Genomic DNA, 26,177 nt, shown 5'->3' on the forward strand with positions numbered 1-26,177 from the left:
AGATTCAGAATCATGTTTTCTGAATTTTCCAGATGCTTATCTTTTAAATAGCACTTAGATATTCGGCTAATTTCAACATCACAATGTATTTATTTTCAAAATTTTGCTGTATTTTAAGCTTCATCTTATAACAAAATAATCACAAAGAATGCAAAATAAACAACGAACATTTAAATCAGGCGTCATCATCGGTGTACTAGGAAGCTGTGCCATTGTTGGCTTAGGCTTTGCTGGAACTGTGGGCTATGAAAAATATCAAAATCATCAAGTTTTGATGCATATTGAGAAGCAGAAACAACAGTTTATTTCTCAAGTAAATCATCTGTATTTATCGCAAAGTACAAACAGCTCAGAACAAGTGATGCAATTGCTACGCCAATCATCATCGATTCAGCGAGATGTAATTGCCAACTTAGAACAGAAAGATGGCGTTGTATTTCAGTTTGATCGGCTGCAATTGTCGGCCGAATTGCAAAATAATGACAAGATTCCTACCGCATTGGCAGGACATCATTTGTATTTTCAGCCGCAAGTGCACGCAGGGCAACCTATTAAGATCTGGCAATGTTTTTCGGATTTAGCAGACAACCTTCGCCCCAAAGACTGTTTATATCGACAAGCAGCGCCAGATAATGTTGAACTGTTACGCACCCTGTTGACTTCTATGGCAAGCAATCGTCAACAACTCCAATCATCAAACTATACGCCGCCTGTACAAAATGATTGCACAAAGTTTAAAGCACAACTGCCAACTCAATATGATGTGTTTGCCACTGGTGCATATTCAGGTCGGGAAACCAGTTATCAAATTGATGGCAGCGATCAGCAAGCCACTGAAATGGACATTCAAGTTCAGCATAATCGTCCAGTGGTTTTAATTTTAGGGGCGTATAAGCCAACCATTTGGAAAATTAAATGGGAGAACAATACAAAAATTGTGGGTGTCATTGCCACCGGTTATCACGCGCAGCGTGTGGTAGGTTTACCTAAATCAATTCCAGTGCTAGAAACGTCGTACAAAAATTCGAAATGTGGCTACAGCTATGTGTCAGATGACAATGCAGCAGAAATGAATCAATTTTCGCAGCGTATTTTGCAACGTGATATTCAGGCGATTGTGATTGCTAAAAACGGGCAAGCCAATATCGGCAATATCACTGCAAATACTCAGCTAAGCTCATCTCAAGAGCGCTCAATTAAAGATGTGATTGATCCAAATGCACCATTAGCAGGCACTGCCGGGATACATGATGCCGTTTCGAAGGGTTTACTCCGTCCTGCTACACGTGCAGATATTGACGCGTGGAAAGCCGCCTACAATAAAGCGCGGAATATTCATACGCCACCAGTAGTTGGTGGTTCAAGAGAATCGGGTACAGGTATGGAGTATGTGCATTTTCATAGTGCTTATGTGGTATTAAAAGACATGACTATTCCAGCGGGGTTATATGGTGCGCATTCTGTGACCTTCTTTGTGCCACAGGGCGTACCACGACCTAAGGGTAATCCTGGGCATTCAACGATTTATGAGATTAAGTCTGGCAATTGCTATGGCTCAAGCCCAGATTGTTCAAGATCATAATTTTCGTTGCGATATACAGATGAAAGGGGATCTTTGCCCTTTTCATCTCACTGTCAATTCATACAGATATTTGATATGCAGCAGGCTATTGTTGATTTTGCTTTGGATGATGAGAATCATTGGTATGCTATTTTGACCTGTGGACATACGCAACATGTCAGGCATACCCCACCTTGGCAAAACCGCCCTTGGGTCATGACTGTGCAAGGGCGTCAAGAAAAATTAGGGATGTATCTCAACTGTTTAAAATGCGATGAACCAGATTCTCTCAATAAAAAATGAAAGATTTAAATTTCCATCAACCCGCTCTGGAAAATTTAGCTGCCGCATTAAATACTTCTTGGCTTGGATACACGCCTGTATATAAATAAAATTGCTCTAAAGCTTGCAATGCAAAGACTTCGGAACCTTGAATGGTTGGTTTACCTTGCGCTTGAGCCAACTGAATCAAAGGTGTATTTTCAGGCAATGCGACGACATCGAAAATCAGCTTTGCGGCAGTAATCATCTGCTCAGAAAATGCCAGATCATCTTCAAATGCTGTGCCTGTCATACCCACTGGTGTCGCATTAATTAACAACTCAACGTCTGTATCTTCCAATTCTTTTTGCCAAGTATAGCCACTGCTTTGCGCCAGTTCAGGCCCTGAAGTTTCATTTTTGGCAACAATAATTCCATTTGAAAAACCTTTGCTTTTTAACGCAAATGCCACAGCTTTTGCCATTCCACCACTACCCTTTAATGCAAACTTGGTTGCAGGTGAAATGTCATACTTTTCAATAATTTTACTTATTGCGATAAAGTCAGTGTTGTATGCTTTTAATACACCGTCTGTATTCACAATGGTATTGACTGATTGAATGGCTTTGGCAGACGCATCCATTTCATCAACCAAGGCAATCACAGCTTCTTTATAAGGCATTGAAATAGCACAACCACGAACAGGTAATCCACGTACCCCTACAATGGCCTGCGCTAAATCTTGAGGAGCAAATGCTTTATATAAATAATTTAAATCTAGCGCTTCATAAAGATAGTTATGAAATCGTGTTCCAAAGTTGCTTGGTTTGCTCGCAAGCGACATACACAATGTTGTATCTTTATTAATTCGCATTGAACTTTCCTTTCATTTTTATAAGAAAAATTTATGAATTATACATCAATCTTTTCATGCTTGAATTTCACTGAAATGCTTAGCCGCTATAGAGCGAAGTTAAATTTCAAACATCATGATTTAAAAAATTGATATATAAAATTTTGAGGATGACACTCTTATCATTTACCCCAAATCTGACTGAATGATTCCGCGTAAAAAAGGGAGCATATGCTCCCTTTTTGAATTAGATACCGTATTTCTCACGGTACGCCTGCATATTCGCTAAGGCTTCTTTCTCGCCTTTGGCATCCAAATAATCCATCAAATCTTTCATGGTAATTAAGGCATGTACAGGAATCTCAAGTTCTTTTTGTACTTCCTGAATCGCAGACAATTCACCTTGACCACGTTCCTGACGGTCTAATGCCACCAACACGCCCGCAATGCTTGCGCCCGCATTTTTCAAAATGGTGACGACTTCACGAATCGCAGTACCTGCGGTAATCACATCATCAATGATCCAGACTTTTTTACCTTCTACTGCTGCACCGACTAAAACACCGCCTTCGCCATGATCTTTGGCTTCTTTACGATTAAAACCCCAAGGTACACTTTTACCATGCACTTGCGACAATGCCACTGCTGTTGCCGCAACGAAAGGAATACCTTTGTACGCAGGGCCAAAAATTACTTCGACATTGTCAGATTGAACCAATTGATCGGCATAGCCTTGTGCAAGCAATGACAATGCTTCACCATCATTTAACAAACCTGCATTAAAAAAATAAGGGCTAACACGACCCGATTTTAAAGTAAACTCACCAAACTTCAGCACACCTCGTGATAAAGCAAGGTCAATAAAAGCCTGTGGGTTAAATTGAGACGGCGTTGTCATGAGAGCTCCAAATTCAGATATTGAGGTAAGACTTGAGCATGATACCAAAGGATCACTATCCAAGTGAGGCAAAAATTCTACGTGTAGTCTCAATTAACGTAAATGGACTACGTTCTTCCGTGACCAAAGGTCTACTCGACTGGTTAGAACAGTCCGATGCCGATGTCGTTTGTATTCAGGAAAGTCGTATTACCCATGCCCAATGGACAGATAAATTTAGACCTGAAGGCTGGCATACACATCTGTTTCCTGCTGAGCGTGCAGGCTATGCAGGTACGGCGATCTATAGCCGCCTGCCCTTTATTTCAATAAAAGATGGCTTAGGCTTTGAACTTGCAGACTCACAAGGGCGCTTTATTTGTGCCGAGTTTGATTTAGGCTTGGAACAGCCTGTACATATTGCCTCTTTGTATCTTCCATCAGGTTCTTCAGGTGATGAAGCACAAGCCCGTAAAGATCACTTTTTAGATGAATACAAAAAAATCCTCAAACAATGGCGCGATGAAAATAAATCCATCATTGTATGTGGGGATTACAACATTGTGCATAAGCGCATTGATATTAAAAACTGGTCAGGTAATCAAAAAGCATCTGGCTGTTTACCCCATGAGCGTGCTTGGCTTGATCATATTTATGATGATTTGGGCTATGTCGATACCTTCCGTGTAGTTCGCCCTGAAGCTGAACTCTACTCTTGGTGGTCAAACCGAGGACAGGCACGTGCGAAAAACGTCGGTTGGCGCATTGACTACCAAGCGTGTTCACCTGACTGGAAAACCCGTGCAATAAATGCTTGGGTATATAAAGATCAGTGGTTTAGTGACCATGCTCCAGTCATTATTGACTACCAGTTGGCATAATTTGTGAACATGTGTTCACTAAACCGCTAAAAATAGCTTACATCCATTGTCGTCTGAATTGCTTTTTTCTGACACGTATTTGTAGCATTATAGCTGCACGGCACAGGGACATGTCAGGATGACAGCAAAAGGATAGGAAGCCGTAGGATGAAAGTAAAAACAAACTAAATTATTTAGATTGTTTTTCAAGGATGTGACATCGGACGTTGTAAATGAGACCCGCATAATCAGGATGATCTAATGCGGGTTTTCTCTATTTGGAAACCCCATTTTTCCCATCAAGATAATCATAGCCGAACAAAATATTTTTGGTTAAGCTCATTCGTTATATCGATAGATGAGTGATGAATATGCTGAAAATTTATGGCATCAAAAACTGTAATTCCATGAAAAAAGCCTTTGACCTGCTGACCGAGTTAGGCTTGAGCTATGAGTTCCATGACTATAAAAAACAAGGGATTGATGCGACAACAGTAAAGCATTGGCTAGACACCTGCGGGCAAGACCTGATTCTTAATAAAAAAGGCACCACTTGGCGCAAATTAAGTGAAGCCGAACAACAACATGCACTGAGCAGCGAAGCCAATTTAATCGAAGCTCTCACCACTCATACCAGTTTGATCAAACGCCCTGTTCTTGTAACAACTCAAGGCTTGATTGTGGGTTTTGACGAAGCGGCATACCGCAACTTAGCTTAAGTATAAAAAGCCTAGAATTATCTAGGCTTGACTTTCCTCAGTATCCATTTTAATGGACGCGATTCCATGTCTGGTTACGCCCAAGCGCTGAAAAACCGAGGTAGCCACGAATTTTTAACTGCTTGCCGCCATTAATCAATTCGCCTTTTAAGCTGTAAGTTTTACCGTTTTTAGGGTCAAGAATTGAGCCATTGTCATATTCAGTGCCGCCTACATTTTTTAGACCACGAACAATCGTTACACCACGTAATGATTTGTTTTTATAAGGGCCATTACATTGGGTACAGGCATTTTCCTCACCCGCTGTCAGCACTTTTTGAATGCTTGCAGACAACGTTCCATTTTTCTGCTCAGTAAACACAACCAATGCTTTGGGTTTATTGGTTGCATCATCAATCGTTTGCCAAACCGTACCATTGAGCGGATCTGCTGCATGTGCAGCAATTGCAGCGCCAAATAGCCCCAAGGCAAGTAGCATTTTTTTCATTATTTCTTCCCTAGTCTTCTGTATGATTGCCGATCTTCAGTATTCAAAATACACAACAAATTTGCAATTTTTCAGTGTGACCGTTTAGTGTAGCCTTGTAACGATATCTACAAGATCTTCGTATATTGCGCTGTTATTTCTTAAAATGGAACTTGAAGCATGTTGAAATCAATGTGGAAAAAACTACTTGTTGAGTCTTTACTCAAAAATGGTTTACGCACGCCAAGTCAATGGAATATTCCAACCTCAACCTTACGTTTTTCACTCGAAAAAATCTGTAAAATTTTTCCTAAAAATACCCAAGATCTACATTTTGAACATGATCAACTCGCTGGACTGCCAGTAGAAAAAATTAGCCCAAACAATTTTGCCGAACATGTTATTTTGTTTATTCATGGCGGCTTATTTATGTTAGGTTCACAGCACTCTCACCGTGCGCTGATGTGTAGTTTAGTACAACGAACTCAGCTTCCTGTCATTCATATCGACTATCCTTTAGCGCCTGAACAACCGTTTCCTGCGGCATTTGACGCGTTGTATCAAGCCTATCATGCACTCCTCAATCAGGGCGTAGCTGCAGACCATATTATTTTGGCTGGCGACTGTGCAGGTGCAAATCTTGCCTTGAGTTTAAATTTACGCTTGCTCCGTGAAAATGCACCACAGCCCTGTGGTCTTGTGCTCATGTCACCCTTACTTGACCTGACGCTGAGCAGTGAATCACTACGTTTTAATCAGCAACATGATGCTTTACTGTCACTGACACTGATTGAAAATGCGATCCAACACTATATTGCACCCCATACCGATCGTGATGACCCTCGAGTTTCCCCTTTATTTGATCAATTACAAGGCTTACCAAAAACCTTGGTTCAGATCGGAAGTAAAGCCTTATTACTCGATGATGCACAACGCTTTAGGGCACAGGCAAAAAAAGCAGGTGTTGAGGTTGAATTCAAGCTCTATACAGGGATGTGGCATAACTTCTTTATGTTTGATGCTTGGTTTGACGAAAGCAAGCAAGCCCTTGCGGACTTGGCTGCATTTGTTCATCATCTCAAATCAAACGACTAAGGTTTGAGTTGCTGGACATGTGCCAATAGCTCGGCTGTTTTAAACTCACCTGTTAGACGTAAACCACGTTGCTCTTGATGCTGCTGATTTAAGAACAGATAAGTCGGCGGCCCTAAAATATCCCACTGCTTGAGCAAAGCCTGATGTGAAGCATCGTACTGGCTGAGATCGAGTTTAATCAGGTAATACGCTGCAAGCGCTTGCTGAACTTCTGCTTGTGGTAAGATGTGATGTTCAATTGGCTGACAGGCAACACACCAATCTGCATAAATATCGACAATAATTGCCTTTCCTTGAGGTGCTTGATCAAGCAATTTTTGAAATTCTGCGGCTGTTTTGGCAATATGCCACTGGTTTTTTGGCGTTGTTTGAACTGTACTGGAAACTTGCCATCCTTGATATTGTTGATAAGCATATGCAGGTACAAGACTCAGCAACAACACAGCATATAGCCATTTTAAGCCACGCGCATGTCGAGCAATGCCATACAACAAATAAGCGCTAAAGCTCAAAATCAGCAGAACATTCAGCCATTGCCACGCACCAATCTGCACAATTGGGCGAATAAAGTAAACGGCTAAGCCTAACATGACAAATGCAAAGATGACCTTTACCTGTATCATCCACAGACCTGCTTTCGGCAAGACTTTAGCACCTAACAAGCTCACCAACAGCATGGGAATACCCATACCAAAGCCCAAACTAAACAGCAAAATTGCCCCATGCCACTGATTTTGAGTTTGCGAAATAAACAGCAATGCCCCTGCAAGCGGTGCTGTCATACAAGGTCCCACCAATAAGGCAGAAATAATGCCCATAAGAGCAGCGCCAAGTAATGAACCACCTTTTTGCACGGACTGAGCCTGATCTAAGCGCTGTGTCCAACGATGTGGCAACTTGATTTCAAACAGTCCAAACAAATTTAAGGCAAAAATCACAAACAGCACACTAAATGCCATGAGGATGCTAGGTTGCTGTAACCAGCGCTGAAAGCCTAAACCAAAAGATGACGCTATCATGCCCAATACGGCATAGACTGAAGCCATACTGCTGACAAAAACCAGTGCGATACTCCATGCTTTTAGCCCCTTATGCTCTCGTATCAATAAAGACGATAAAATTGGGATCATCGGCAAGGAACATGGTGTAAATGCCAACAAAATACCTAAGCCCAAGAACAGTAACAGACCATATCCAAACGAATGCTGACTCAAGCGCTGAGACCAAACCTCATCATCGGCACTTGCTGCCAGTTGTGGATCTGATGCTGTGCCTGAATGATCTGTAGATGTTGTTCTTAAAGCATCATTCTGATTCAACGGCTGAGATTGTTGTTGAGACAGTTCAAGTAAACTCGTACTTTGGTTTTGCACTTGATCCTGTACGCTGAGCAAACCATCTGCATCTGTACGTATCGTGATATTTTGGGGTGGATAACATAAACGGTCTTTAGCACAACCTTGCCATGTCACTCGATAACTTTGGTTGGGCTTAGTCGCAATCGTAAAAGCAACCTGATTAAAATAAACCAGACTTTTGCCAAAATTGTCATCGTGTTGTGAAACTGCCGCAGGGAATTGAAGTGAAACAGACTGAGCGTTTTGTTGTACCGTAAATTTTTGTTGGTATAAATAATAGTTCGGCTGAATTTTCCAAGACAACTGTGCTTGATGATCTGAAATTGATTCGGCTGAAAACTGAAATGCCTGCTCTACAGGCAATAGCTCATCTGCATGAGCAAATACAGGGAAAGAGGCGATAAACAAAAGGCAATATTGTATAAACCACAATATCGCCTTTCTTTGCGTGTGCAGTCGCATGGGCACATCTGCTCATTGGTTTAGAACAGGTAGGATACGCCAAAACCACCCGTATAGTCAGGTACGTCACCGCTCAAACCGACACCAATACTGGCATCAAATTGTGTGCGATTGTTAAGACTATAAACTAAGCCTGTTGCCAATGAGGTCTGATCGGCTTGCCCTTCTTGTTTACGATAAACAAACTCAGAAAAACCTGACCACTTACCAACAATTTGATAGCTCAAGGTCGGCACTGCCGTCCATGACCAATGACCATCTTCTAGCTCATAAAACATCGTCATACTGGTATTCAGAAGTTCGTTTTGTTGATACGCCACGGTTGAACCAATGGTATAACGATCATGATCTTCACTAAAACCTTGATTGCCTGTTGCAAAAGAGACTTGACCTAAAACAGCCATGGTCATTTTGTCATCTTGTAGATCAATGGCTTTTTTTACACCAACAGACACATCGCCTAAACCATGATCATTGACTTTTTGTCCTGCATGGCGAATTTGCGTCCATGCTGGACCATCCCAGCCGAGTTGCAATTCCATACTGTCGGTCAGACCTGTACGAAATAACATATCCGTCTGAACAGTCGTGGTTTTTTCATAACCCTCATCTGTTCCTTGTTTGCTATAAGATACGCTCGGTAAACTTTGTTCCCATGCAAGTTGGCCAACAGGGGTAATCCCTGTACCAAACCCCGTACCTGGGCGGTCAAAAGAAAATTCAGCTGCAAGACTATGCATACTCACTGCTGAAGCCAGTGCGAATGCCGTGGGTTGCCATAGTTTCATAAATATTCTCAAGGATTAAGCATTGGTTAATTCTTTTGTCATTTTTGCGCCATGCTCACGCAGTAACTGTAAAGTTTGCTTTTGCTCAGGCAAGGTTTCTGACCAGTCAATTTCATCATAATCACATTCAAAAAATAACTGGCTGATTGATGATAACACGGTCAAATCTTCATCATCCAATGTATTTGGATTGACTTTTTCATCGAGTAAACGCTGAACTGCAGGTACGCAGGCTGCACTTGCAGCATCCCAAAGTGGGCCGTAAAACTCTTCTGCATCCCATAAATGGACATTGGCTTTGGCTTGGATCAATGCATCTAGAATATCGAGATGGACTTGTAAAGCCTGTTGTTTTTCTTGCTCTGTTAATGCCTGACCTGCTTCATAGGCATCGCATACGATTTCCCACCACTGAAATAAACCATCACAAGCAATTGAAATTGGCATGCCTTTTTCAGGATCAGTAAAATTTGGATCAAGCCCTTGCTCTAACACGGCTTTAACCTGAGCAAAATCCAGTTGTTCAATGGCATCAATCAAAGCATGTTGTGATGTCGTTAGCATGAAGTCTTCTCAAATGATGATGTTCTGTACAGCAGTGTATCAAGAAACCGATCTTGAAAGACAATAAAAAAAGCTCCCGAAGGAGCTTTTCTAGACGTGCTTAAAATTAAGCTTCATCTTCAATAATTTCGAGTGGTTTAGCACGAGGATTGTCTTTTTTCTCAATCACATGTTCTAAACTACGTTTTAAGCGCTCAATTGCACCATGAATAGCTGCATCAATATTGCCTGCTTTATGAGACACTGCGATTGGTTTAAATCCTGCTGGACGCGCTTCAATCATACAGCGTAAGTCGTCATCTCCGCCTTTGTCACCATTTTCATCACTCAAATGTACTGAAAAATGGGTAATACGTTCACTGTGACGTTGAAATTCATTCGTAAGTTCTGCACGTATATAACCAATTAAACGTTCACTATTTTGAATATTTTTATCTGTGCGGATTTCAATGTTCATAATTCATCCTCTTTCTTTCATCGATCTGCTGTGTGCAAAACAAAAAACCATCCATGTGTATGCACCTAAAACCCATGTGCATGATGGTTAAAAGTTCTTCGATTTATCAGCGATTAGACTGCTTTCACCAAAGATATTGTCACCATTTTTGCATATTGTTTCGGTGTCCTTATACCTCAAATATCAGGCTATACTCAAAAATATGCAAGTATATTTTGCAAAAAACGATCAAAAGGAAACCAACCGTGACAACTTCTTACTTGCGTGGTCAAGCACTCATTGATTCTATTCGTTCTCAGCCCTATTCACGTGACCTGATTGGCTATCATGGGCAACCTCCGCATGCCAACTGGCCACATCAAGCCAAAATTGCGGTGCAATTTGTTCTCAACTATGAAGAAGGCTCGGAAAATCATATTGAACATGGTGATGCAGGTTCAGAACAATTTTTGTCTGACATTATTGGTGCGGCCAGTTTTCCAGCCAAGCATATGTCGATGGACTCAATGTATGAATACGGCTCGCGAGCAGGCTTTTGGCGTATTCATGAAGAGTTTCAACGCCGTAACTTACCAATGACCATTTTTGGGGTAGGCATGGCGCTAATTCGTAATCCTTATGTGGTTGAAGCCATCAAATCAGCAGGTTATGACGTTGCATCGCATGGTCAACGCTGGATTCACTATCAGGATATGCCCATCGAATTGGAACGCCAGTATATGGATCAGGCGATCAGCGTGCTTGAAAGTCTATTCGGTGAGGCACCAATCGGTTGGTACACAGGTCGCGATAGCCCAAACACCCGTCAACTTTTGGCTGAGTTTCCACAAATTCAATACGATAGCGACCACTATGGTGATGACTTACCTTTTTGGACAACGCTCACCAATGCTGAGGGCGAAAGCCGTCCACACCTGATCATTCCCTATACTTTAGAATCGAACGACATGAAGTTCTGTTCACCTGGTGGCTTCAATAGTGGCGAACAGTTCTATCAATACTTAAAAGATGCGTTTGATGTGCTGTATGCCGAAGGTGAAACTGCTCCGAAAATGCTGTCGATTGGCATGCACTGCCGCATTTTAGGTAAGCCTGGTCGTTTTAAAGCGCTACAGCGTTTCTTGGATTACATCCAGTCACATGAGAAGGTTTGGATTTGCCGCCGTCATGATATTGCCCAGCATTGGTATCAACATCATTTTCCAAAGTAAAAAATTTAGATCGGCTCTTGCTTTTTCAGACATGAATGCACATGTTTAAATGAGTCATAGCAACAATAAACTGGATATAATTATGCAACTTTCTGAATTCAACCAACTCTCTGAGACACAAGCACAAGAATTTTTAAAACATTGTGTCCACATTTCCTCATGGATACGAGACCTCGCTGAACAGCGTCCTTATCCGAGCAAACATACCCTGATCAATGCAGCGCAAAAGCAAACTGAAACATGGACATGGCAAGACATTAAAGCGGCACTCGACACTCATCCTCGTATTGGTGAACAGAAAGCTAAAAAAGATCTATCTGCACAAGAACAAGCTTTTTCAGAAAAAGAGCAAGCATTGGTCTATCAAGATGTCGCAACTACTGATGCGCTATACGATGCCAATCTTGCTTATGAACAGAAATTTGGTTTTATTTTTCTAATTAAAGCCGTTGGACTCACTAGCATGGATATCTTAAATGCATTACAACAGCGCCTAGAAAATGATGAAGACACTGAAAAACAAGTGGTTCACCAACAACTGGCAGGCATTGCGCTACACCGTTTGGAACAAGGAATTGAGGCGTGATTAGTACCCATATTTTAGATACCCACTTGGGCAAACCTGCTGCGGCTGTCACCGTAAAATTATTTAATGCAGAAAACCACACTTTATTGGGACAAGGGCAAACCGATGCCGATGGTCGCTTGAAAGATTTTGGCTTAACCAATTGTCTTGCGGGTGAATATCAGCTTGAATATGAAATTGCCCCTTACTTCGCAGCAAAACAGCTCGATACTTTTTTCCCCAAAGTCTGTATCCAATTTCATGTGAACAATCCCGAAGAACACTTCCATGTTCCGCTCTTGATTAGTCCCTTTGCTTACTCAACCTATCGAGGAAGTTAAGCTCAAATACAATAGAAGTTTTGATCATAAGATCAAAACTTCTTTTTGGACTAAATGGTCAAGTCTGATTCATTTTTTGCACTAAATACAAGCAGAATGCTTCATAAAATATAGTTTTTCGCTGAGACTTTATAATTCAAAAGTTTAAAATCTGTTGCATAAATGGTCTCCTTGAATCATACGCCCAAGACCTTCCTCACTTTTCTGACGTTTTTCTCAACGATCTCTTTAGCATTTCATCAGTGAAACGCTGCATTTTCAAAAAAATTGTTTAAAATTGGTCAGATTTTTGCATCTTGCATGTAAACCAGTTTATTTTGTGTGGGGAAGTCTACAATGAGCAATATTCGCCTTAAAAAAGCGCTTCTATTATGTGGTATCAGCAGCTTATGCTCTTCGGTTTTTGCATTGCCATTATCGAGCGATGAAGCTTGTAAAGCGGCGAATGTTAGTGATTTCTCTCAAATGTTGAGCTGTGGGACGATTGAAGGTAGTTTACGTCTCAATTCATTTTCAACAAATCATGCCTATTTTGCCAACAATAGCCAAGATACCACCACTGCGGGTGGTTACATCAATTACAAAACTGCACGCTACAACGGTTTCCAAGCAGTAATTGGTGTTGAAGGTCAAAAACGTCTTGCACATGGCTCAGATGATGTATCTGAACTTTCTCAAGATACGTTCGGCATTGGTGAAGCCTATATCAACTGGACACAAGACAAGTTCTCTGTGACCGTGGGTAATCAAAAACTTGATCTACCATTTATGGGCGATTACTCGTTCTATCGTGTGCAACCATTCTTGTATCAAGGTATTGATATGAAATATGGCGATGCTGATAACTTCGTTCGCGCAAACTATATCAACAAATACAAAAGCTATGGCGATGACAGCTTTGCACACCGTGACCGTTACAACGATGATCCTTTCTCAGCAGCTCAAGACACTCGCCTTGACCATGTGACTAGCGTTGGCGTAGGTAAAAAATTCAATTTGAATGATAAATACTTGAAAACCCAAGCATGGTTAGAAAGCTATGAAGATTCATTCAACTTGTATTATGGCGAAGCCAATCTTGGTTTTGACAAGGTTCAATGGGCACCAGAAGTGAGCGTACAAGCTGCTTATGCCAATGACATTGGTGATGCTCAGTTCGGTAAAGTTGACAGCACATCTCTTGGTGCTCAGCTTAAACTGAAACCAACAGACAAATTGACTTGGCGTCTTGCCTACGACCATGTGTTCAAGAAAGATGATGCTTGGGGTAACGGCACGTTACCAACACCATATGCACATAACACCTCTTCTGATCCGTACTTTGCACAACCCTTCTTTACCAGTACTCAAGACTTAGGTCCTGGTGATTTCTATACCACTGAGCTTTCTTCGCCATTTGGTCAAAACGCTTTTGTGGGTAGCCGTATTACCTATACCGATTTGAGCAATACCGAAACCAATAAAGATATGTATGAAGTGATGTTCTATGGCTTCTATAACTTTACAGGTGCGTTAAAAGGTTTGAGTTTGTCTGAGTTTATTGGTTTCCAAAAACAAAAAGGCGATTCAAATGCATTCTTGCAAAACCGTTTTGGAATCACTTACAACTTCTAAGTCTCATGGTATAACGATCACTTAGGTGATCGTTATCGCTTGATCTAGTTGTTAAAAAAGATGCCTTCAAGGCATCTTTTTTTATAGAGTGATTTTTTGTTTTGTGATGCGTATTAATCCAATACATTCCCCACGATATTACTGATAATACCCTGCATAATATGCGGCCCTTCTTCCTGACGCAGTTCGCTGTACCATGTTTGGGTAGTTTCCTCATCTTTCATATGGGTCACATCGCAACGTTTACGTGCGCGTAACACCATTTCTTTGGTACGCTCATTGCGCTTTTCCTGATAGCGGGACAAAGCATCTTCAATGCCCAAAGTATTGACCTGTAAGGCACGTGCCAGATAAATCGCATCTTCCATCGCCTGACAGCCACCTTGTCCGATATCAGGTGTGGTACTGTGTGCGGCATCGCCCACCAAAACCACATGCCCTTTATAGAACTTCAAAAATGGCTCAATGTCATGAATTTCAACCCGATTAGTTTTTTGCGGATCAAGTCGTTCAATCAAGCTTTGAACCTGTGGACACCAGCCTTTGAAATATTCTTTGAGTTGGTTTTGATACTGACTGCGGTCATTCTCCAAACCGACAGGTAATGGCACATCTAAAAAGAAATAGAAACGCTGATCGGCTACGGGCATGAATGATGCACGTTTGCCCTCACCGACATAGGTTGTCCATTGTTCTGCTGGTGCTAAATCTTCAGAAATATCTACCAGTCCATTCCAGTTAACATAGCCTGCATAACGGCGCTGAACCTGTTCACCCAGTACATAAGCACGGGTAATCGAGTGTGTGCCATCTGCCCCAATCAACAGCTCGGTTTCAACTTCGTCACCATCCTCAAATTGCAGCTTCACCTTGCCCGCTTGTTGCTCCAAGGCCACCATACGTTTACCCAAATGAATATCTTCACGACCAAATTCATCCATAAGCATGTTTTGTAAATCGGCGCGCGATACAGGATACGGACGCTGACCGACTTCTTGAATGAGCGGCTGCAAACTAAATTGCGTCATGGTTTCCCCTGTCAAACCATCGACATAAGCCAGATCATTCATTTGCCCACCCAGTTTGGCAATTTGAGCAGATAATCCTAAATAGTTCAGGCATTTCACGCCATTTGACCATAAAGAGATCGCTGCACCAACGGGAAGAATTTTTTGTGTTTGTTCATAGATGGTTACTTTATGTCCGAACCTTTTTAGTGCAATTCCTGTGGTTAACCCCCCCATACCAGCACCGATAATGACAATTTCCATCTATAGCTCCTGTATATTTATACCGTTTGTTTTATTTTTGATGCCAAAAACGTGCCATACCAACTATTTTGCTCTGAATTCGTTCAATTCCTGCAAAACTGCCACATTTTTGCCACTCTTTTTTAAATAATCAACAATGCTAGTATAGGCAAAGGATTTTATTTCACGACATAAAAACACCCCACAGGAAAAATACATGGCTACCCTACTTGCGCCTGCTTTTGAACTACCAACGCAGTTGACTCACCTGACCAACCTTGCCGATGCACGTATTGGTGCCACGATCATTGACTGTTCTGATGAATTTTTTGCTGAAGCAAAACGCATGCTCAATGCCGATGCGCCGATTTTTGTCGAAGACAAATTTGATGATCATGGCAAATGGATGGATGGTTGGGAAACCCGCCGTAAACGTCATACAGGCTACGACTGGTGTATCGTTAAACTCGGTGTGGCAGGCAAGATTTCAGGGCTAGACATCGACACCACATTCTTTACAGGCAACTATCCTGCATCAGCTGCACTAGAAGCTTGCTACGCACCCGATGATCAACTTGATCAGGTTGAATGGCACAGTTTGCTGCCCAACAGTGTTTTAGGTTCAAGTCAGCATCATATTTTTGAGATTGCATCAGATCAGGTGTTTACCCATATTCGCCTGAACATTTTCCCTGACGGTGGTGTAGCGCGTTTGCGCGTGTATGGTGAAGTGCAAATTCAGCTTAAAGACAGTGAGCAAACTCTCGATTTGCTGGCACTGGAAAATGGCGGACGTGTGATTGCATTTAGTGATGCACACTATGGTCACCCACGTAACCTGATCAACCCAGGGCGTGGTATCAACATGGGTGATGGCTGGGAAACCAAACGCCGCCGCGCGCCTGGTTTTGATTGGTGCGTGTTGGCGTTAGGACAGGCAGGCGCTATTGAAAAAATTGAGATTGATACGGCTCACTTTAAAGGCAACTTCCCTGCACAAGTGTCAATTCAAGCCGTCTATGTAGAAGATGCCACCGATCCACAATTAATCCCGCAAAGCATGTTCTGGCCATTTTTACTGGAAGCACAAGACATGCAAATGGATCATGTGCACAGCTATATCAATGAAATTTTGGCGCATGAAAAAATCTCACATATCCGCGTCAACATGATTCCAGATGGCGGCATTAGCCGTATTCGTTTATGGGGTAAAGTCACAGGATGAGTCAAATCACCGTTCAGATTGAACCGTTAAGCATTGAAAGCTTCGCCGAATTCGGCGAAGTGATCGGCTGTGCAGGACATGATTTTTTTCATATCAATGATGCACATACCGAGCGTTATCACGCATTGGTACAAACTGAAAGCGACGCAACAGGCAAGATTGGCATCAGTATTTTCCGCAATATCAAAACCACAACTTTGCCATTGCAGATTGATATGCTGGAACGACATCCAATTGGCTCACAAGCCTTTATTCCAATGCAGGGACAAAAATTCCTGATTGTGGTTGGTCCCAATTTAAATGCTGAACAGCCTGATCTACAGCGTATTCGCGCCTTTATGTCAGATGGTACACAAGGCGTGAATTATCGTGCAGGAACATGGCATCACCCACTTCTGACTTTGGAAAGTCCAAGTGATTTTGCTGTGGTTGACCGACTCGGTACAGGTCACAACTGTGATGTGTTCAAGTTCCCTGAATCGGTACTGATTCAAGAATAGGATTCTAGTTAGGCTGTTTCGGCAGCCTGTCTGCTAAATTACTGGAAAACACCAACTCACTGAACAAGGCAAATCCGCAGGTGGTGAATTTAAAATGAATCAGTATGGCGGTTATTTCCTTTGGCATACCGACATGTCGATTGAATAACATGTTTCTACATTTTCCCTACTTAGTCTTTGCAAAAGCATAAAACTTCTGCAAGCTCCATTGGCTATAGTAGAAAGCCTGTTTAGTGTGCCAACTCTTGTTTATGATGAAAAATTTGATTGTACTGAGCCTTGCCACTGCAACGGCATTTTTAGCAGCATGTAGCAGTAATCCTTCGGAAAAACAACTGGCGATGGCAAACCCTGCCAGTAAATATTGCCTAGAGCAAGGCGGTAAATTACACCACCTCAAAGATGCTTTTGGCAATGAATCGTCCAACTGTAAATTACCCAATGGGCAAGAGCAGGATGAATGGGACTTATACCGACAAACTCATCCATAAAGAAGAGGGCAACTGCCCTCTTTTTACTGTGCTTAAACTGCCAAATCAGCTAAATTACCCTTTTGCTCTAACCAATGTTTACGATCTGAAGAACGTTTTTTGGCAAGTAACTTATCCAGCAAACTGGCTGTGAATTGAGCATCATCCAGATCTAACTGTACCAAACGGCGCGTATTCGGATCCATCGTGGTTTCACGAAGCTGGCTCGCATTCATCTCACCCAACCCTTTAAAGCGGGTGATCTGCGGATTTTTAGTTTTGATTTTGGCTAAAATGCTTTCCAATTCATCTTCATCAAGTGCATAAAATACGTCTTTAGCAGCATCGACACGGAACAATGGTGGCATGGCGACAAACAAGTGCCCATCTTCCACCAAAGCAGGAAAATGCTTCACAAACAAAGCACAGAGTAAAGTTGCAATATGCAAACCATCCGAGTCGGCATCGGCAAGAATACAGATTTTTCCGTAACGCAATTCCGATAAATCATCACTGCCTGGGTCTACACCAATCGCAATCGCAATATCATGGACTTCTTGTGATGCCAAAACTTCGTCAGAAGACACTTCCCATGTATTCAGAATTTTCCCGCGAATCGGCATGATCGCTTGGAAATTCTTGTCACGGGCTTGCTTGGCACTGCCCCCTGCAGAATCCCCCTCGACAATAAACAATTCACTTTCTTCGCGGGTTAACCCAACACAGTCCGCCAGTTTCCCTGGCAATGCGGGCCCTGAAACAATGCGTTTACGCTCAACTTTTTTGGCCGCTTTTAAACGTCGACCTGCTTTGGCAATTGCCATTTCAGCCAGTTGAGTTGCAGTTTCTGCATTTTGGTTAAACCACAAAGCAAAAGCATCTTTGGCAATATTCTGCACAATCCCTGCCGCTTCACGGCTCGACAAACGCTCTTTGGTTTGCCCTGAAAATTGTGGTTCTTGGAACTTGAGCGACAGAATATAGTTCACGCCATCCCAGACATCTTCTGCGGAAAGTTTCATGTTACGTGGCAACAAGTTACGAAGCTCACAAAACTCACGTAGTGCATCGGTCACGCCTGAACGCAAGCCATTGACATGGGTTCCGCCTTGAGCCGTTGGAATCAGATTGACATAACTTTCCTGAATCTGCTCGCCACCTTCAACATTCCAGCACACGGCAAATTCACAACTGGCACGTTCTGCATCTCCACGCGAAACAAAGGCAGGCTGTGGCAAAATCTCACGATCTTGCAGTTCATCCATCAAGTAGTCGACCAGACCATTTTCAAACTGCCATTCGATTTTTTCATTGTTAATCTTATCGATATAGCAAATTTTTAAACCCGCCGCCAAAACTGCTTTGGCTTTCAGGTTATGTTTTAAAGCTTTTAAAGCAAATTTCGGATTGTCAAAATATTTGCTGTCTGGCCAAAAACGTACCAGTGTGCCTGTGGCACGTTTCGGCGCTTTACCTTCAAGCACTTCAAGCGGTGCAACAGGCTCGCCATGTTCAAAAGCCATCTTGTAGAGATTGCCCTGACGCTGCACATCCACTTCAACACGGTTGGACAAGGCATTGACCACTGAAATCCCGACCCCATGCAAGCCACCTGAAAACTGGTAGTTGTCGGTGCTGAATTTACCGCCTGCATGCAGCTTGGTCAGAATGATCTCAATCCCGCTTTGTCCATATTCAGGGTGAATATCGACAGGCATACCGCGACCATTGTCCTGAACCGAGAGTGAGCCATCTTCAAAGACTGTGACACTAATCTGATTGGCATGCCCTGCCAAAGCTTCATCCACCGCATTATCAATCACTTCTTGCGCAAGATGGTTTGGACGCGTGGTATCGGTATACATTCCCGGACGGCGACGTACAGGATCTAGACCAGATAAAACTTCGAGGGATTGAGCCGTATATTGTGACACGTGATTATTTTTCCTTTGTGATCGCTAAGGCTAAAAAAGTCAGCAACATGGGAATTTTATCAGCAAAATTTTCCATGGCATGATTTCCCCCCACTTCTGTCATGATCATACTGGGGGTTTGAGCCTGATTATAATAGCGTTGTGCTTCCCGATAATCCAAGACTTCATCGCCTTGTTGCAATAACACTAACAATTTGCTGGCATCTTGCACAATAGGGATATCCATGGCAGCCAACTGTTGCAACTGTGGTTCATCCAGTGTCCAGTCGGCTGTGACTTGTAATGGGATTTGCCCTTGACCAAACAAACGCATAAACAAAGGATAAGGATGCACAGCAGGATTAATCAATACCGCAGGACAGTTGTGTTGCAGTGCTAAATGGGTTGCATAAAAGCCCCCTAGACTGCTCCCCACCAGAACCACATCATCGAGCATCTGCATATAGCCTGAAATATGCGCCAGTGCTTCCAACGGTGGCATGTTCAAATCGGGTAAATGAACGCTGTACTCAGGGTGATTTTGCTGGCAGTATTGTTTAAGCTGTTGCCCCTTTATAGAATAAGAATGACTACGAAAACCATGTAAATAAATAATATTCATCTTAATCAACCATCAATTTTGTATTAAATCTACATCATTCCCCGCATGACCATTTATGATGATTTAAACTGGTCTTGTAGGACAAAAGCCCGCTCAGCCTGCGTAAAAATTGCGTATGGTAAAGCATAGCAAAACCATAAACTATTGCCGTAGTACCAGACAATACTTGGTTAGCACAGTTATAGAGAGATCAAAGACTATGCCAAGTTTAACGCCGCTACATGAGACTTATTGTCGTTGGGATGACACCCCACCCAGTCAAGCTGACTTGCTGGAAGGTTTTGCACAACTTTTGACAACGCCGACACAAAACTTGTATGGCTTAATGCATGATATTCAAACAGAGTTATTGTCGAGTCTACTCGCGATTGATGAGCAACGTGCGCAGCGCTTACAGCGCAGTTGTATCATTCATCAGTTTAACCATCTGGTTTATGATTTGCTTAAGAAATATGGAAGTCGCTTTCTTGCGCCATGTTTAAGACATATTCTGCAACATTATCCACACATGCGCGATAAAGCACTGAGTCCAATTGCTCAAGAAGCACTCAGTATTTTAAATGGGATTGCGGGTGATTATTTTTTATTGCAACAAAATCCCCTTGCCTTGCCGATGGTTCTCTACGACCACTATGGTGCCATCCAAAAAGGAGATGTGGGTGGACGTGTAGTCATCTTTGTGCATGGTTTATGTATGAGCCATCGTTATTGGTCAAATCATGGCTATGAAGGGATTGGTGAACGCCTACTGGCACAGCGTGATTACAATACCATGCTATATCTCAACTACAATACTGGACGAAGGATTTCAGCCAATGGACGTAGCTTGTCCAATTTGCTTGAAGACCTGATCGAACGTAATCCTCGTATTCAGTCGATTGATCTGATTGGGCATAGTATGGGCGGACTGGTCTGCCGTAGTGCCTTATTTTATGGCAAACAAGATTTAAAACACTGGTTTCATCGTAGTCAAAACCTGATTTGTATTGGTTCACCACATCATGGTGCAGCCCTAGAGCGTTTTGGTTTTCGCCTGCAAGAGCGGCTTGGACGGTTTCCGCTCGTTAAAATTGCCCGTCATGTGGTCAACTTTCGCAGTAACGGTATTTTAGATCTGCGCTATGGCAGTGTCCGTGATGATGACTGGGAACATCTATCCATACGTATTGGTTCAATGGATGACAGCCGTAAACCCGCTCCCTTGCCTGCCCATATCAACACCTTTTTGGTTGCGGGTACAATGGAATTTAAAAAGATTAAAACCAAAACCTTATCGATTATTGGCGATTACTTGGTGAGCGTGAAAAGTGCGCTTGGCGAACACCCCAATCCACGCTTTAACTTAAATGTTCCAGATGCTCATAAAGCCGTGTTTTATGGCTTAAATCATTTTGAAATCCAATATCATTCGAGTGTTGCTGAACAAATTACCCGTTGGTTATACCCAAATCCTGAGCTGCCAGAACAAAACTTTCTGCATCGTCATGTGGTAGATTTGGGAATTTATGAACTCGAAAGCCTGCTTGAAATGCAAGGCGAAGACTAAACCTGTTTTAACACCTTACTCACGCTTTTCTTCTGCGCCAGTGCAATGCCCAACAAGATCATCACACCACCTAGCGTATGGTAAATCGTCCATTGCTCATGCAACCAAATCAGCGCAATCACTGCGGTAAACACAGGCATAAGATTCATAAAAATACTGGTTCGATTTGGCCCTAAATGTTGCACTGCCAACATCCATAAAATTGGTGCAAACAAGGATGGAAACACCCCTGCATATACTACACTTAACACATTTTTGCTATTCAGAGCATCCAATCCCAAATACGCAATAAACGGCAGATGAAACAGCAAAGCAAACGCAATTTGCAGATAAACACTGACCATCAAAGGCAAATTCAAACGCCATTTTTTCAGAAATACGCCATAAAATGCATAGAGAAATACAGCGACGACCATCAACGCATCACCAAAATGATGTCCTGATGTTAACAAAGCTGAAAAATCCCCTTGTCCGATCACATACAGCAATCCAAAAAATGACAAGGCACTTCCAATCAACGCAAAGCGATTGGGAATATCTCGAAGCAATAGCATCGACACAAAAATGGTAAATACAGGAATAAAGGCATTAATAATGCCCATGTTGGTCGCAGAGGTATAATGCGATGCGGTATAGGCAATGCCCTGATACAACACCATACCAAATGCACCCAAAATCGCCAGTTGCCCCAAATGCTGACGGACCTGTGCCCGCACCTGCCATGCCCGATGCAGCATGAACGGGGTCAGTAACACGAAAGCAATCATCCAGCGATAAAAACTAATACTGACAGGTGAAATGAAGTCCGAAACATACCGCGTCACCACAATATTCAGTGACCAAATCAGTACAGCCAATAAGGGCAGCACCAATGCCCACCACGGGGTTATTTGGCGTTGTTGCATCACATTTTCTCTTCATCATGGATCAGACGACTATTGTGCCGAACGGCGGATTTGATTGAAATACTGTAAATCCGACATCAATATCGTAAACACGACATGGCTTAAAATAAGTCCCAAACCCGCATCGCATGCTCAACCACTTTATGCAATTGTTCCTGTGTCGAGCCATCACGCGCTTGCAGGGTCAGACCTTGAATCACAGTGGCATAAAAATCAGTCATTTCATCAATCGGTGTATCGGCCGCCAAGTCCCCATCCACAATGCCCTGTTGTAAACGCTGCTGCAATTTCTGCTTTTCTTTCAGGCGCTTCTCTAAAACTTTCTGCTGTACATCATGGGTTTGTTCCGAGCAATTGACAGCAGCAACAATCAGCATGCATCCCGCAGGTTTATTGGGCTGCAACAAGCGTTGTAAGTGGTTATATAAATAAATCTCGAAAGCAACTTTTGCTGTTTTTGCCTGCTCAAAAATCGGCACAATCGGACAGGCTTCATGTTCCAAATAATAGTCAATACAGCGATAAAACAATGAGGCTTTGTCACCAAAGCAACTGTATAGACTCGGGGCAGTAATGTGTAGAGCCTGTGTTAAGTCACTGATTGATGTCGCTTCATAACCATGTTCCCAAAACAACAACATGGCTTTTTCCAATGCCTGCTGTTCATCAAAACACTTTGGTCGACCACGTTTTTTTTTGATTTGGACATCCGTGTCTTGTATCGCCAAATCTGTAGGGTGTTCTGTCATACAGGGAATAACCATTTTTATAGCAACCGTTATAAATTAATTGACGGGAGCATTTTCTTCAACTATTTTATTTTATAGTGATCACTATAAAATTAATTCTTATTGTTAAAACAGGATGCCTTTATGCCCACTTCCGTGGTCTCAGAACAGCAATCTTCCCCCACTCAAGGCAGTTGGCTCGCCATTTTGACGGTTGCCATTGCTGCTTTTGTGTTAGTCACCAGTGAATTTTTACCCGTTGGCGTTTTAAATAATGTTGCCAGCGATTTACAGATTTCCACAGGCACAGCAGGTTTGGTGATTACCTTACCTGGGGTGATGGCTGCCTTTGCCGCACCACTACTCCCTGTTTGGTTTAAGCAGCTCGACCGTCGCTATGTGTTGATTGTGCTTACGGCAATTATGGTGCTTGCCAATACCATTACCGCACTCGCCAGCAATTTTCATATTGTGCTACTCAGTCGTTTGGTTTTAGGGATCTCGATTGGTGGTTTTTGGGCAACTGCAATCGCCTTAAGTGGCAAACTTGCACCTGCACAGTTACCAATTGCCAAAGCCACTGCAGTCGTCATGACTGGTGTTACTTTTGCAACTGTATTGGGTGTGCCAATTGGGACTTGGTTAAGTGGCTTATACGGTTGGCGTAGTGCCTTTGCCATCAATGCTGCAATTGGATTTTTAGTCCTGATTTTACAAGTCTTTTGCTTACCTAAACTGTTACCCGAATCAGCAATTCGTTTCAGTGATTTACCTGCATTACTTCGGGTCAGCAAGGCACGACATGGTATCGTGATTGTGCTACTGATTGGTTTAGCCCATTTCTGTGCCTATAGCTATCTCGCACCGTTCTTCAAGCATATTGCAGGTTTTAGTAGTTCAACCATTAGCAGTCTATTGTTGCTCTACGGTATTGCAGGAATTTTTGGAAATGCCTTTGCAGGTTATAGCGGAAATCTCAATATTCGTTATACCCTTGCCTTTGTGGGTTTATGCTTTGCGATTGTCTTCTTCAGCTTCCCTATCTTTGCAACTGGCTTATTTGGAGCGCTGACTTTAACGGCATTATGGGGCTTTGCGTTTGGCGCATTCCCGACCACAGCCAATATCTGGATGTTCCTGCACGCAGGTGATGCGGTAGAAAAAGGTATGCCTTTATTTGTAGGGATGTTTCAGGTGATGATTGCGGTCGGTTCATTATTTGGTGGCATCGTGGTTGATCACTATAATGAAAGTACCCTGATCTATAGTGTGCTCAGTTTTATTATCTTGGCACTGATTGCTTTATTTACCCTGACCCGAGGATTAAACAATCCAAAAGTGAGCTGCGAATCCTGAGAGTTGCTTATGACCCATGCATCAAATCTGAAAAACTTAAGTGACCTGATTGAAATCCATGAATTCTTCTTTCAGGCTAACGAACAGATTTCGATGCATTGCTGTCTGTGGGGCGACTTCAATTTTAGTCTGGATGGCATTTTACAACTGCAAATCCGAGATGAACTCTACCTAGCCCCGCCCAATTATGGGCTGTGGCTACCTCCACAGACAGAACATGGTTGTCTTGCGATTAATCAAGATGTCACGCATTTTATCTGTATTCGTATTCATCCTGATTTGGCGCAACACCTCACTCCACAGTGTCAAACCTTGGTCACTCGCCCCCTGCTCCATGCTTTGGTCAAAGAAGCACTGCTGATCCGCCACAACTACCCGCAGCAATATCAGCATCTATTACAGGTAATTTTTGATCAACTTCGCTTTGCCGACAGTTATGATCATTATCTTCCGCAAAGTAGCCACCCTGTTTTACAGCCTATTTTGGCAAAGCTGAATGAGCTATCCAATTTTCAGCATTCAATTCAAAATCTGCTTGCCCCTTTTCAAATCAGCGAACGACATTTGTTACGTTTAAGTCAGCAAGAACTGCGATTACCCATTTCCGAATGGCGTAACCGTGCCAAAATTATTCATGCAGTATGTTTGCTGAAACAAGGGCAAAGCATTAAGCAGATTGCTTACTTGCTTGGTTTTCGCCATAGCTCCAGTTTCATTGCATTTTTTCGGCGTTACTTGGGAAAAACCCCTGCGGAAATGCGCTTGGAACGCTAGTCACGTAAATCTGCTTGTTTTTAATAAAAAATCATTTTAAAACATTAGTCTACTTTTTAAGGATTGCATCATGAGCCAGTCTATTTATGAAATTCCTGTAAACACCATTACAGGTGAAGCCACAACACTTGCACCGTACCAAGGCAAAGTCTTGTTAGTCGTTAATGTTGCATCTAAATGTGGTTTAACCCCGCAATACGAAGGCTTGGAAAAACTGTATCAGGCTAAACAAGCTGAAGGTTTAGAGATTTTGGGCTTCCCTGCGAATAATTTCTTGGCACAAGAACCAGGTACCAATGAAGAAATTCAACAGTTCTGCTCACTGAATTATCAAGTTGATTTCCCACTATTCGCAAAAATTTCAGTTGCTGGTGAAGATAAACACCCACTTTATCAAGCACTGATTGCGGCACAACCAGAGCGTATTGGTGAAGGCCCTTGGTGGAAAGATTTGGTTGAATATGGCTTAACACCAAATCCAAAACCTGAAATTCTTTGGAACTTTGAGAAATTCCTGATTGGCAAAAATGGCGACATCGTGGCACGTTTTGCACCAGACATCACTGCCGATGATGAACGTATTGTCAGTGCAATTGAAGCTGAACTTGCCAAATAAAATTTTCAAATAGAGTAAATCCAAGCAGATTTACTCTATTTTTTATTGATTTATCTTTTCATAAATACTAAGCAATTAATCTAAGTTTACATTAGTCAGGGATATTTTCATGGTCTGTTCATGGTTTTAAAATTGTCCCAACAAAATCCATCTTGGCTTATCTCCCGAATCTGCTTAAATAAAACTATCGAAACAACAGTAATAACATGTGGAGAATTCA

Annotated in this window: 28 protein-coding genes and 1 pseudogene; 17 read left to right on the forward strand and 12 right to left on the reverse strand. The window is 42.4% G+C overall.

Going from position 1 to position 26,177, the window contains the following annotated elements:
• Positions 1 to 148: 148 nt before the first annotated feature.
• Together LVY74_RS07520 and LVY74_RS07525 are read left to right on the forward strand one after the other, a co-directional pair.
• Entirely contained in the window at positions 149 to 1,582 is a 1,434-nt protein-coding gene (locus LVY74_RS07520) for a hypothetical protein (RefSeq protein ID WP_237814566.1), read from the forward strand.
• Positions 1,583 to 1,657: 75 nt separating this feature from the next.
• On the forward strand, positions 1,658 to 1,864 hold the full coding sequence (locus LVY74_RS07525) for a DUF3565 domain-containing protein (protein WP_237814567.1): 207 nt from the start codon (positions 1,658 to 1,660) through the stop codon (positions 1,862 to 1,864).
• Between the two features lie 16 nt (positions 1,865 to 1,880).
• Here LVY74_RS07525 and LVY74_RS07530 read toward each other — a convergent pair whose 3' ends face one another.
• Together LVY74_RS07530 and pyrE are read right to left on the reverse strand one after the other, a co-directional pair.
• The gene (locus tag LVY74_RS07530) at positions 1,881 to 2,696 is read right to left on the reverse strand and encodes a shikimate 5-dehydrogenase (RefSeq protein WP_237814568.1); all 816 of its coding nucleotides are present in this window, start codon (positions 2,694 to 2,696) and stop codon (positions 1,881 to 1,883) included.
• Positions 2,697 to 2,922: 226 nt separating this feature from the next.
• Positions 2,923 to 3,573, reverse strand: a complete 651-nt coding sequence (gene pyrE / locus LVY74_RS07535) for an orotate phosphoribosyltransferase (protein WP_111894967.1) — start codon at positions 3,571 to 3,573, stop codon at positions 2,923 to 2,925.
• Positions 3,574 to 3,611: 38 nt separating this feature from the next.
• On the opposite strand from pyrE, the gene LVY74_RS07540 reads away from it, so the two are divergent.
• Both LVY74_RS07540 and LVY74_RS07545 read left to right on the forward strand, forming a co-directional pair.
• On the forward strand, positions 3,612 to 4,433 hold the full coding sequence (locus LVY74_RS07540; RefSeq protein WP_237814569.1) for an exodeoxyribonuclease III: 822 nt from the start codon (positions 3,612 to 3,614) through the stop codon (positions 4,431 to 4,433).
• A 350-nt stretch (positions 4,434 to 4,783) separates the two neighbouring features.
• Entirely contained in the window at positions 4,784 to 5,131 is a 348-nt protein-coding gene (locus LVY74_RS07545; protein WP_237814570.1) for a Spx/MgsR family RNA polymerase-binding regulatory protein, read from the forward strand.
• A gap of 49 nt (positions 5,132 to 5,180) precedes the next feature.
• Here LVY74_RS07545 and LVY74_RS07550 read toward each other — a convergent pair whose 3' ends face one another.
• Positions 5,181 to 5,618, reverse strand: a complete 438-nt coding sequence (locus LVY74_RS07550) for a DUF2147 domain-containing protein (protein ID WP_151709617.1) — start codon at positions 5,616 to 5,618, stop codon at positions 5,181 to 5,183.
• 159 nt (positions 5,619 to 5,777) lie between these two features.
• On the opposite strand from LVY74_RS07550, the gene LVY74_RS07555 reads away from it, so the two are divergent.
• Positions 5,778 to 6,692, forward strand: coding sequence for an alpha/beta hydrolase (locus LVY74_RS07555; RefSeq protein WP_442862779.1), 915 nt, complete (start codon positions 5,778 to 5,780; stop codon positions 6,690 to 6,692).
• Here LVY74_RS07555 and dsbD read toward each other — a convergent pair.
• The 4 genes from dsbD to LVY74_RS07575 all read right to left on the reverse strand — a co-directional run bounded on the left by dsbD (position 6,689) and on the right by LVY74_RS07575 (position 10,321).
• A complete protein-coding gene (gene dsbD, locus LVY74_RS07560) occupies positions 6,689 to 8,512 on the reverse strand; it encodes a protein-disulfide reductase DsbD (protein ID WP_237814571.1) in 1,824 nt (607 codons plus the stop codon). The two genes, LVY74_RS07555 and dsbD, sit on opposite strands and share 4 nt — an antisense overlap.
• A gap of 20 nt (positions 8,513 to 8,532) precedes the next feature.
• The gene (locus tag LVY74_RS07565) at positions 8,533 to 9,300 is read right to left on the reverse strand and encodes a transporter (protein WP_151709619.1); all 768 of its coding nucleotides are present in this window, start codon (positions 9,298 to 9,300) and stop codon (positions 8,533 to 8,535) included.
• Between the two features lie 15 nt (positions 9,301 to 9,315).
• Complete coding sequence (locus LVY74_RS07570) at positions 9,316 to 9,864, reverse strand: ankyrin repeat domain-containing protein (protein WP_151709620.1); 549 nt, start codon at positions 9,862 to 9,864, stop codon at positions 9,316 to 9,318.
• A 106-nt stretch (positions 9,865 to 9,970) separates the two neighbouring features.
• The gene (locus tag LVY74_RS07575) at positions 9,971 to 10,321 is read right to left on the reverse strand and encodes an HPF/RaiA family ribosome-associated protein (RefSeq protein ID WP_151709621.1); all 351 of its coding nucleotides are present in this window, start codon (positions 10,319 to 10,321) and stop codon (positions 9,971 to 9,973) included.
• 245 nt (positions 10,322 to 10,566) lie between these two features.
• Here LVY74_RS07575 and puuE point away from each other — a divergent pair, with 245 nt between their 5' ends.
• From puuE to LVY74_RS07595, 4 genes are all read left to right on the forward strand, one after another.
• Positions 10,567 to 11,532 (forward strand): allantoinase PuuE, encoded by a 966-nt coding sequence (gene puuE / locus LVY74_RS07580; protein ID WP_237814572.1) that lies wholly within the window; start codon positions 10,567 to 10,569, stop codon positions 11,530 to 11,532.
• A gap of 82 nt (positions 11,533 to 11,614) precedes the next feature.
• On the forward strand, positions 11,615 to 12,118 hold the full coding sequence (uraD, locus tag LVY74_RS07585; RefSeq protein WP_151777525.1) for a 2-oxo-4-hydroxy-4-carboxy-5-ureidoimidazoline decarboxylase: 504 nt from the start codon (positions 11,615 to 11,617) through the stop codon (positions 12,116 to 12,118).
• Positions 12,115 to 12,438, forward strand: a complete 324-nt coding sequence (uraH, locus tag LVY74_RS07590) for a hydroxyisourate hydrolase (protein ID WP_237814573.1) — start codon at positions 12,115 to 12,117, stop codon at positions 12,436 to 12,438. Before uraD ends, uraH begins: the two co-directional genes overlap by 4 nt.
• A gap of 336 nt (positions 12,439 to 12,774) precedes the next feature.
• A complete protein-coding gene (locus LVY74_RS07595; protein ID WP_237814574.1) occupies positions 12,775 to 14,052 on the forward strand; it encodes a hypothetical protein in 1,278 nt (425 codons plus the stop codon).
• A 113-nt stretch (positions 14,053 to 14,165) separates the two neighbouring features.
• Here LVY74_RS07595 and hpxO read toward each other — a convergent pair whose 3' ends face one another.
• Positions 14,166 to 15,323 carry an FAD-dependent urate hydroxylase HpxO gene (gene hpxO / locus LVY74_RS07600; protein WP_237814575.1) on the reverse strand — a complete coding sequence of 386 codons (1,158 nt, stop codon included), beginning with the start codon at positions 15,321 to 15,323 and terminating at the stop codon, positions 14,166 to 14,168.
• 196 nt (positions 15,324 to 15,519) lie between these two features.
• Between hpxO and alc the strand changes: the two genes are divergently transcribed.
• The 4 genes and pseudogenes from alc (at position 15,520) to LVY74_RS07620 (ending at position 17,518) form a co-directional block, all read left to right on the forward strand.
• The gene (gene alc / locus LVY74_RS07605) at positions 15,520 to 16,527 is read left to right on the forward strand and encodes an allantoicase (RefSeq protein WP_237814576.1); all 1,008 of its coding nucleotides are present in this window, start codon (positions 15,520 to 15,522) and stop codon (positions 16,525 to 16,527) included.
• Positions 16,524 to 17,027: an ureidoglycolate lyase gene (locus LVY74_RS07610; protein WP_237814577.1), complete on the forward strand. Its 504-nt coding sequence runs from the start codon at positions 16,524 to 16,526 to the stop codon at positions 17,025 to 17,027. The genes alc and LVY74_RS07610 overlap by 4 nt, the downstream gene beginning before the upstream one ends.
• A 43-nt stretch (positions 17,028 to 17,070) precedes the next feature.
• Positions 17,071 to 17,175 (forward strand): annotated as a pseudogene (locus LVY74_RS07615) (DNA repair protein); the annotation flags it as partial.
• Positions 17,176 to 17,278: 103 nt separating this feature from the next.
• Entirely contained in the window at positions 17,279 to 17,518 is a 240-nt protein-coding gene (locus LVY74_RS07620) for a putative hemolysin (protein ID WP_237814578.1), read from the forward strand.
• A gap of 32 nt (positions 17,519 to 17,550) precedes the next feature.
• Here the strand turns inward: LVY74_RS07620 and parE are convergent, their stop codons facing one another.
• On the reverse strand, positions 17,551 to 19,431 hold the full coding sequence (gene parE / locus LVY74_RS07625; protein WP_237814579.1) for a DNA topoisomerase IV subunit B: 1,881 nt from the start codon (positions 19,429 to 19,431) through the stop codon (positions 17,551 to 17,553).
• Between the two features lie 4 nt (positions 19,432 to 19,435).
• Positions 19,436 to 20,032, reverse strand: coding sequence for a YqiA/YcfP family alpha/beta fold hydrolase (locus LVY74_RS07630; RefSeq protein WP_237814580.1), 597 nt, complete (start codon positions 20,030 to 20,032; stop codon positions 19,436 to 19,438).
• 199 nt (positions 20,033 to 20,231) lie between these two features.
• Here LVY74_RS07630 and LVY74_RS07635 point away from each other — a divergent pair, with 199 nt between their 5' ends.
• On the forward strand, positions 20,232 to 21,578 hold the full coding sequence (locus LVY74_RS07635) for a GPI inositol-deacylase (RefSeq protein ID WP_237814581.1): 1,347 nt from the start codon (positions 20,232 to 20,234) through the stop codon (positions 21,576 to 21,578).
• Here the strand turns inward: LVY74_RS07635 and LVY74_RS07640 are convergent.
• Both LVY74_RS07640 and LVY74_RS07645 read right to left on the reverse strand, forming a co-directional pair.
• Positions 21,575 to 22,483: a DMT family transporter gene (locus LVY74_RS07640; protein WP_237814582.1), complete on the reverse strand. Its 909-nt coding sequence runs from the start codon at positions 22,481 to 22,483 to the stop codon at positions 21,575 to 21,577. The genes LVY74_RS07635 and LVY74_RS07640 overlap by 4 nt on opposite strands.
• A 101-nt stretch (positions 22,484 to 22,584) precedes the next feature.
• The gene (locus tag LVY74_RS07645; RefSeq protein WP_111894947.1) at positions 22,585 to 23,232 is read right to left on the reverse strand and encodes a TetR/AcrR family transcriptional regulator; all 648 of its coding nucleotides are present in this window, start codon (positions 23,230 to 23,232) and stop codon (positions 22,585 to 22,587) included.
• Between the two features lie 123 nt (positions 23,233 to 23,355).
• Between LVY74_RS07645 and LVY74_RS07650 the strand changes: the two genes are divergently transcribed.
• The 3 genes from LVY74_RS07650 (at position 23,356) to LVY74_RS07660 (ending at position 25,957) form a co-directional block, all read left to right on the forward strand.
• A complete protein-coding gene (locus LVY74_RS07650; protein ID WP_237814583.1) occupies positions 23,356 to 24,567 on the forward strand; it encodes an MFS transporter in 1,212 nt (403 codons plus the stop codon).
• A 9-nt stretch (positions 24,568 to 24,576) separates the two neighbouring features.
• On the forward strand, positions 24,577 to 25,341 hold the full coding sequence (locus tag LVY74_RS07655; protein WP_237814584.1) for an AraC family transcriptional regulator: 765 nt from the start codon (positions 24,577 to 24,579) through the stop codon (positions 25,339 to 25,341).
• A gap of 70 nt (positions 25,342 to 25,411) precedes the next feature.
• Positions 25,412 to 25,957: a glutathione peroxidase gene (locus tag LVY74_RS07660; RefSeq protein WP_151708424.1), complete on the forward strand. Its 546-nt coding sequence runs from the start codon at positions 25,412 to 25,414 to the stop codon at positions 25,955 to 25,957.
• Positions 25,958 to 26,177: the final 220 nt, after the last annotated feature.

Origin of the sequence: Acinetobacter sp. ME22, from assembly GCF_022012315.1 — a bacterium.
GTDB classification, from domain to species: Bacteria; Pseudomonadota; Gammaproteobacteria; order Pseudomonadales; family Moraxellaceae; genus Acinetobacter; species Acinetobacter brisouii_A.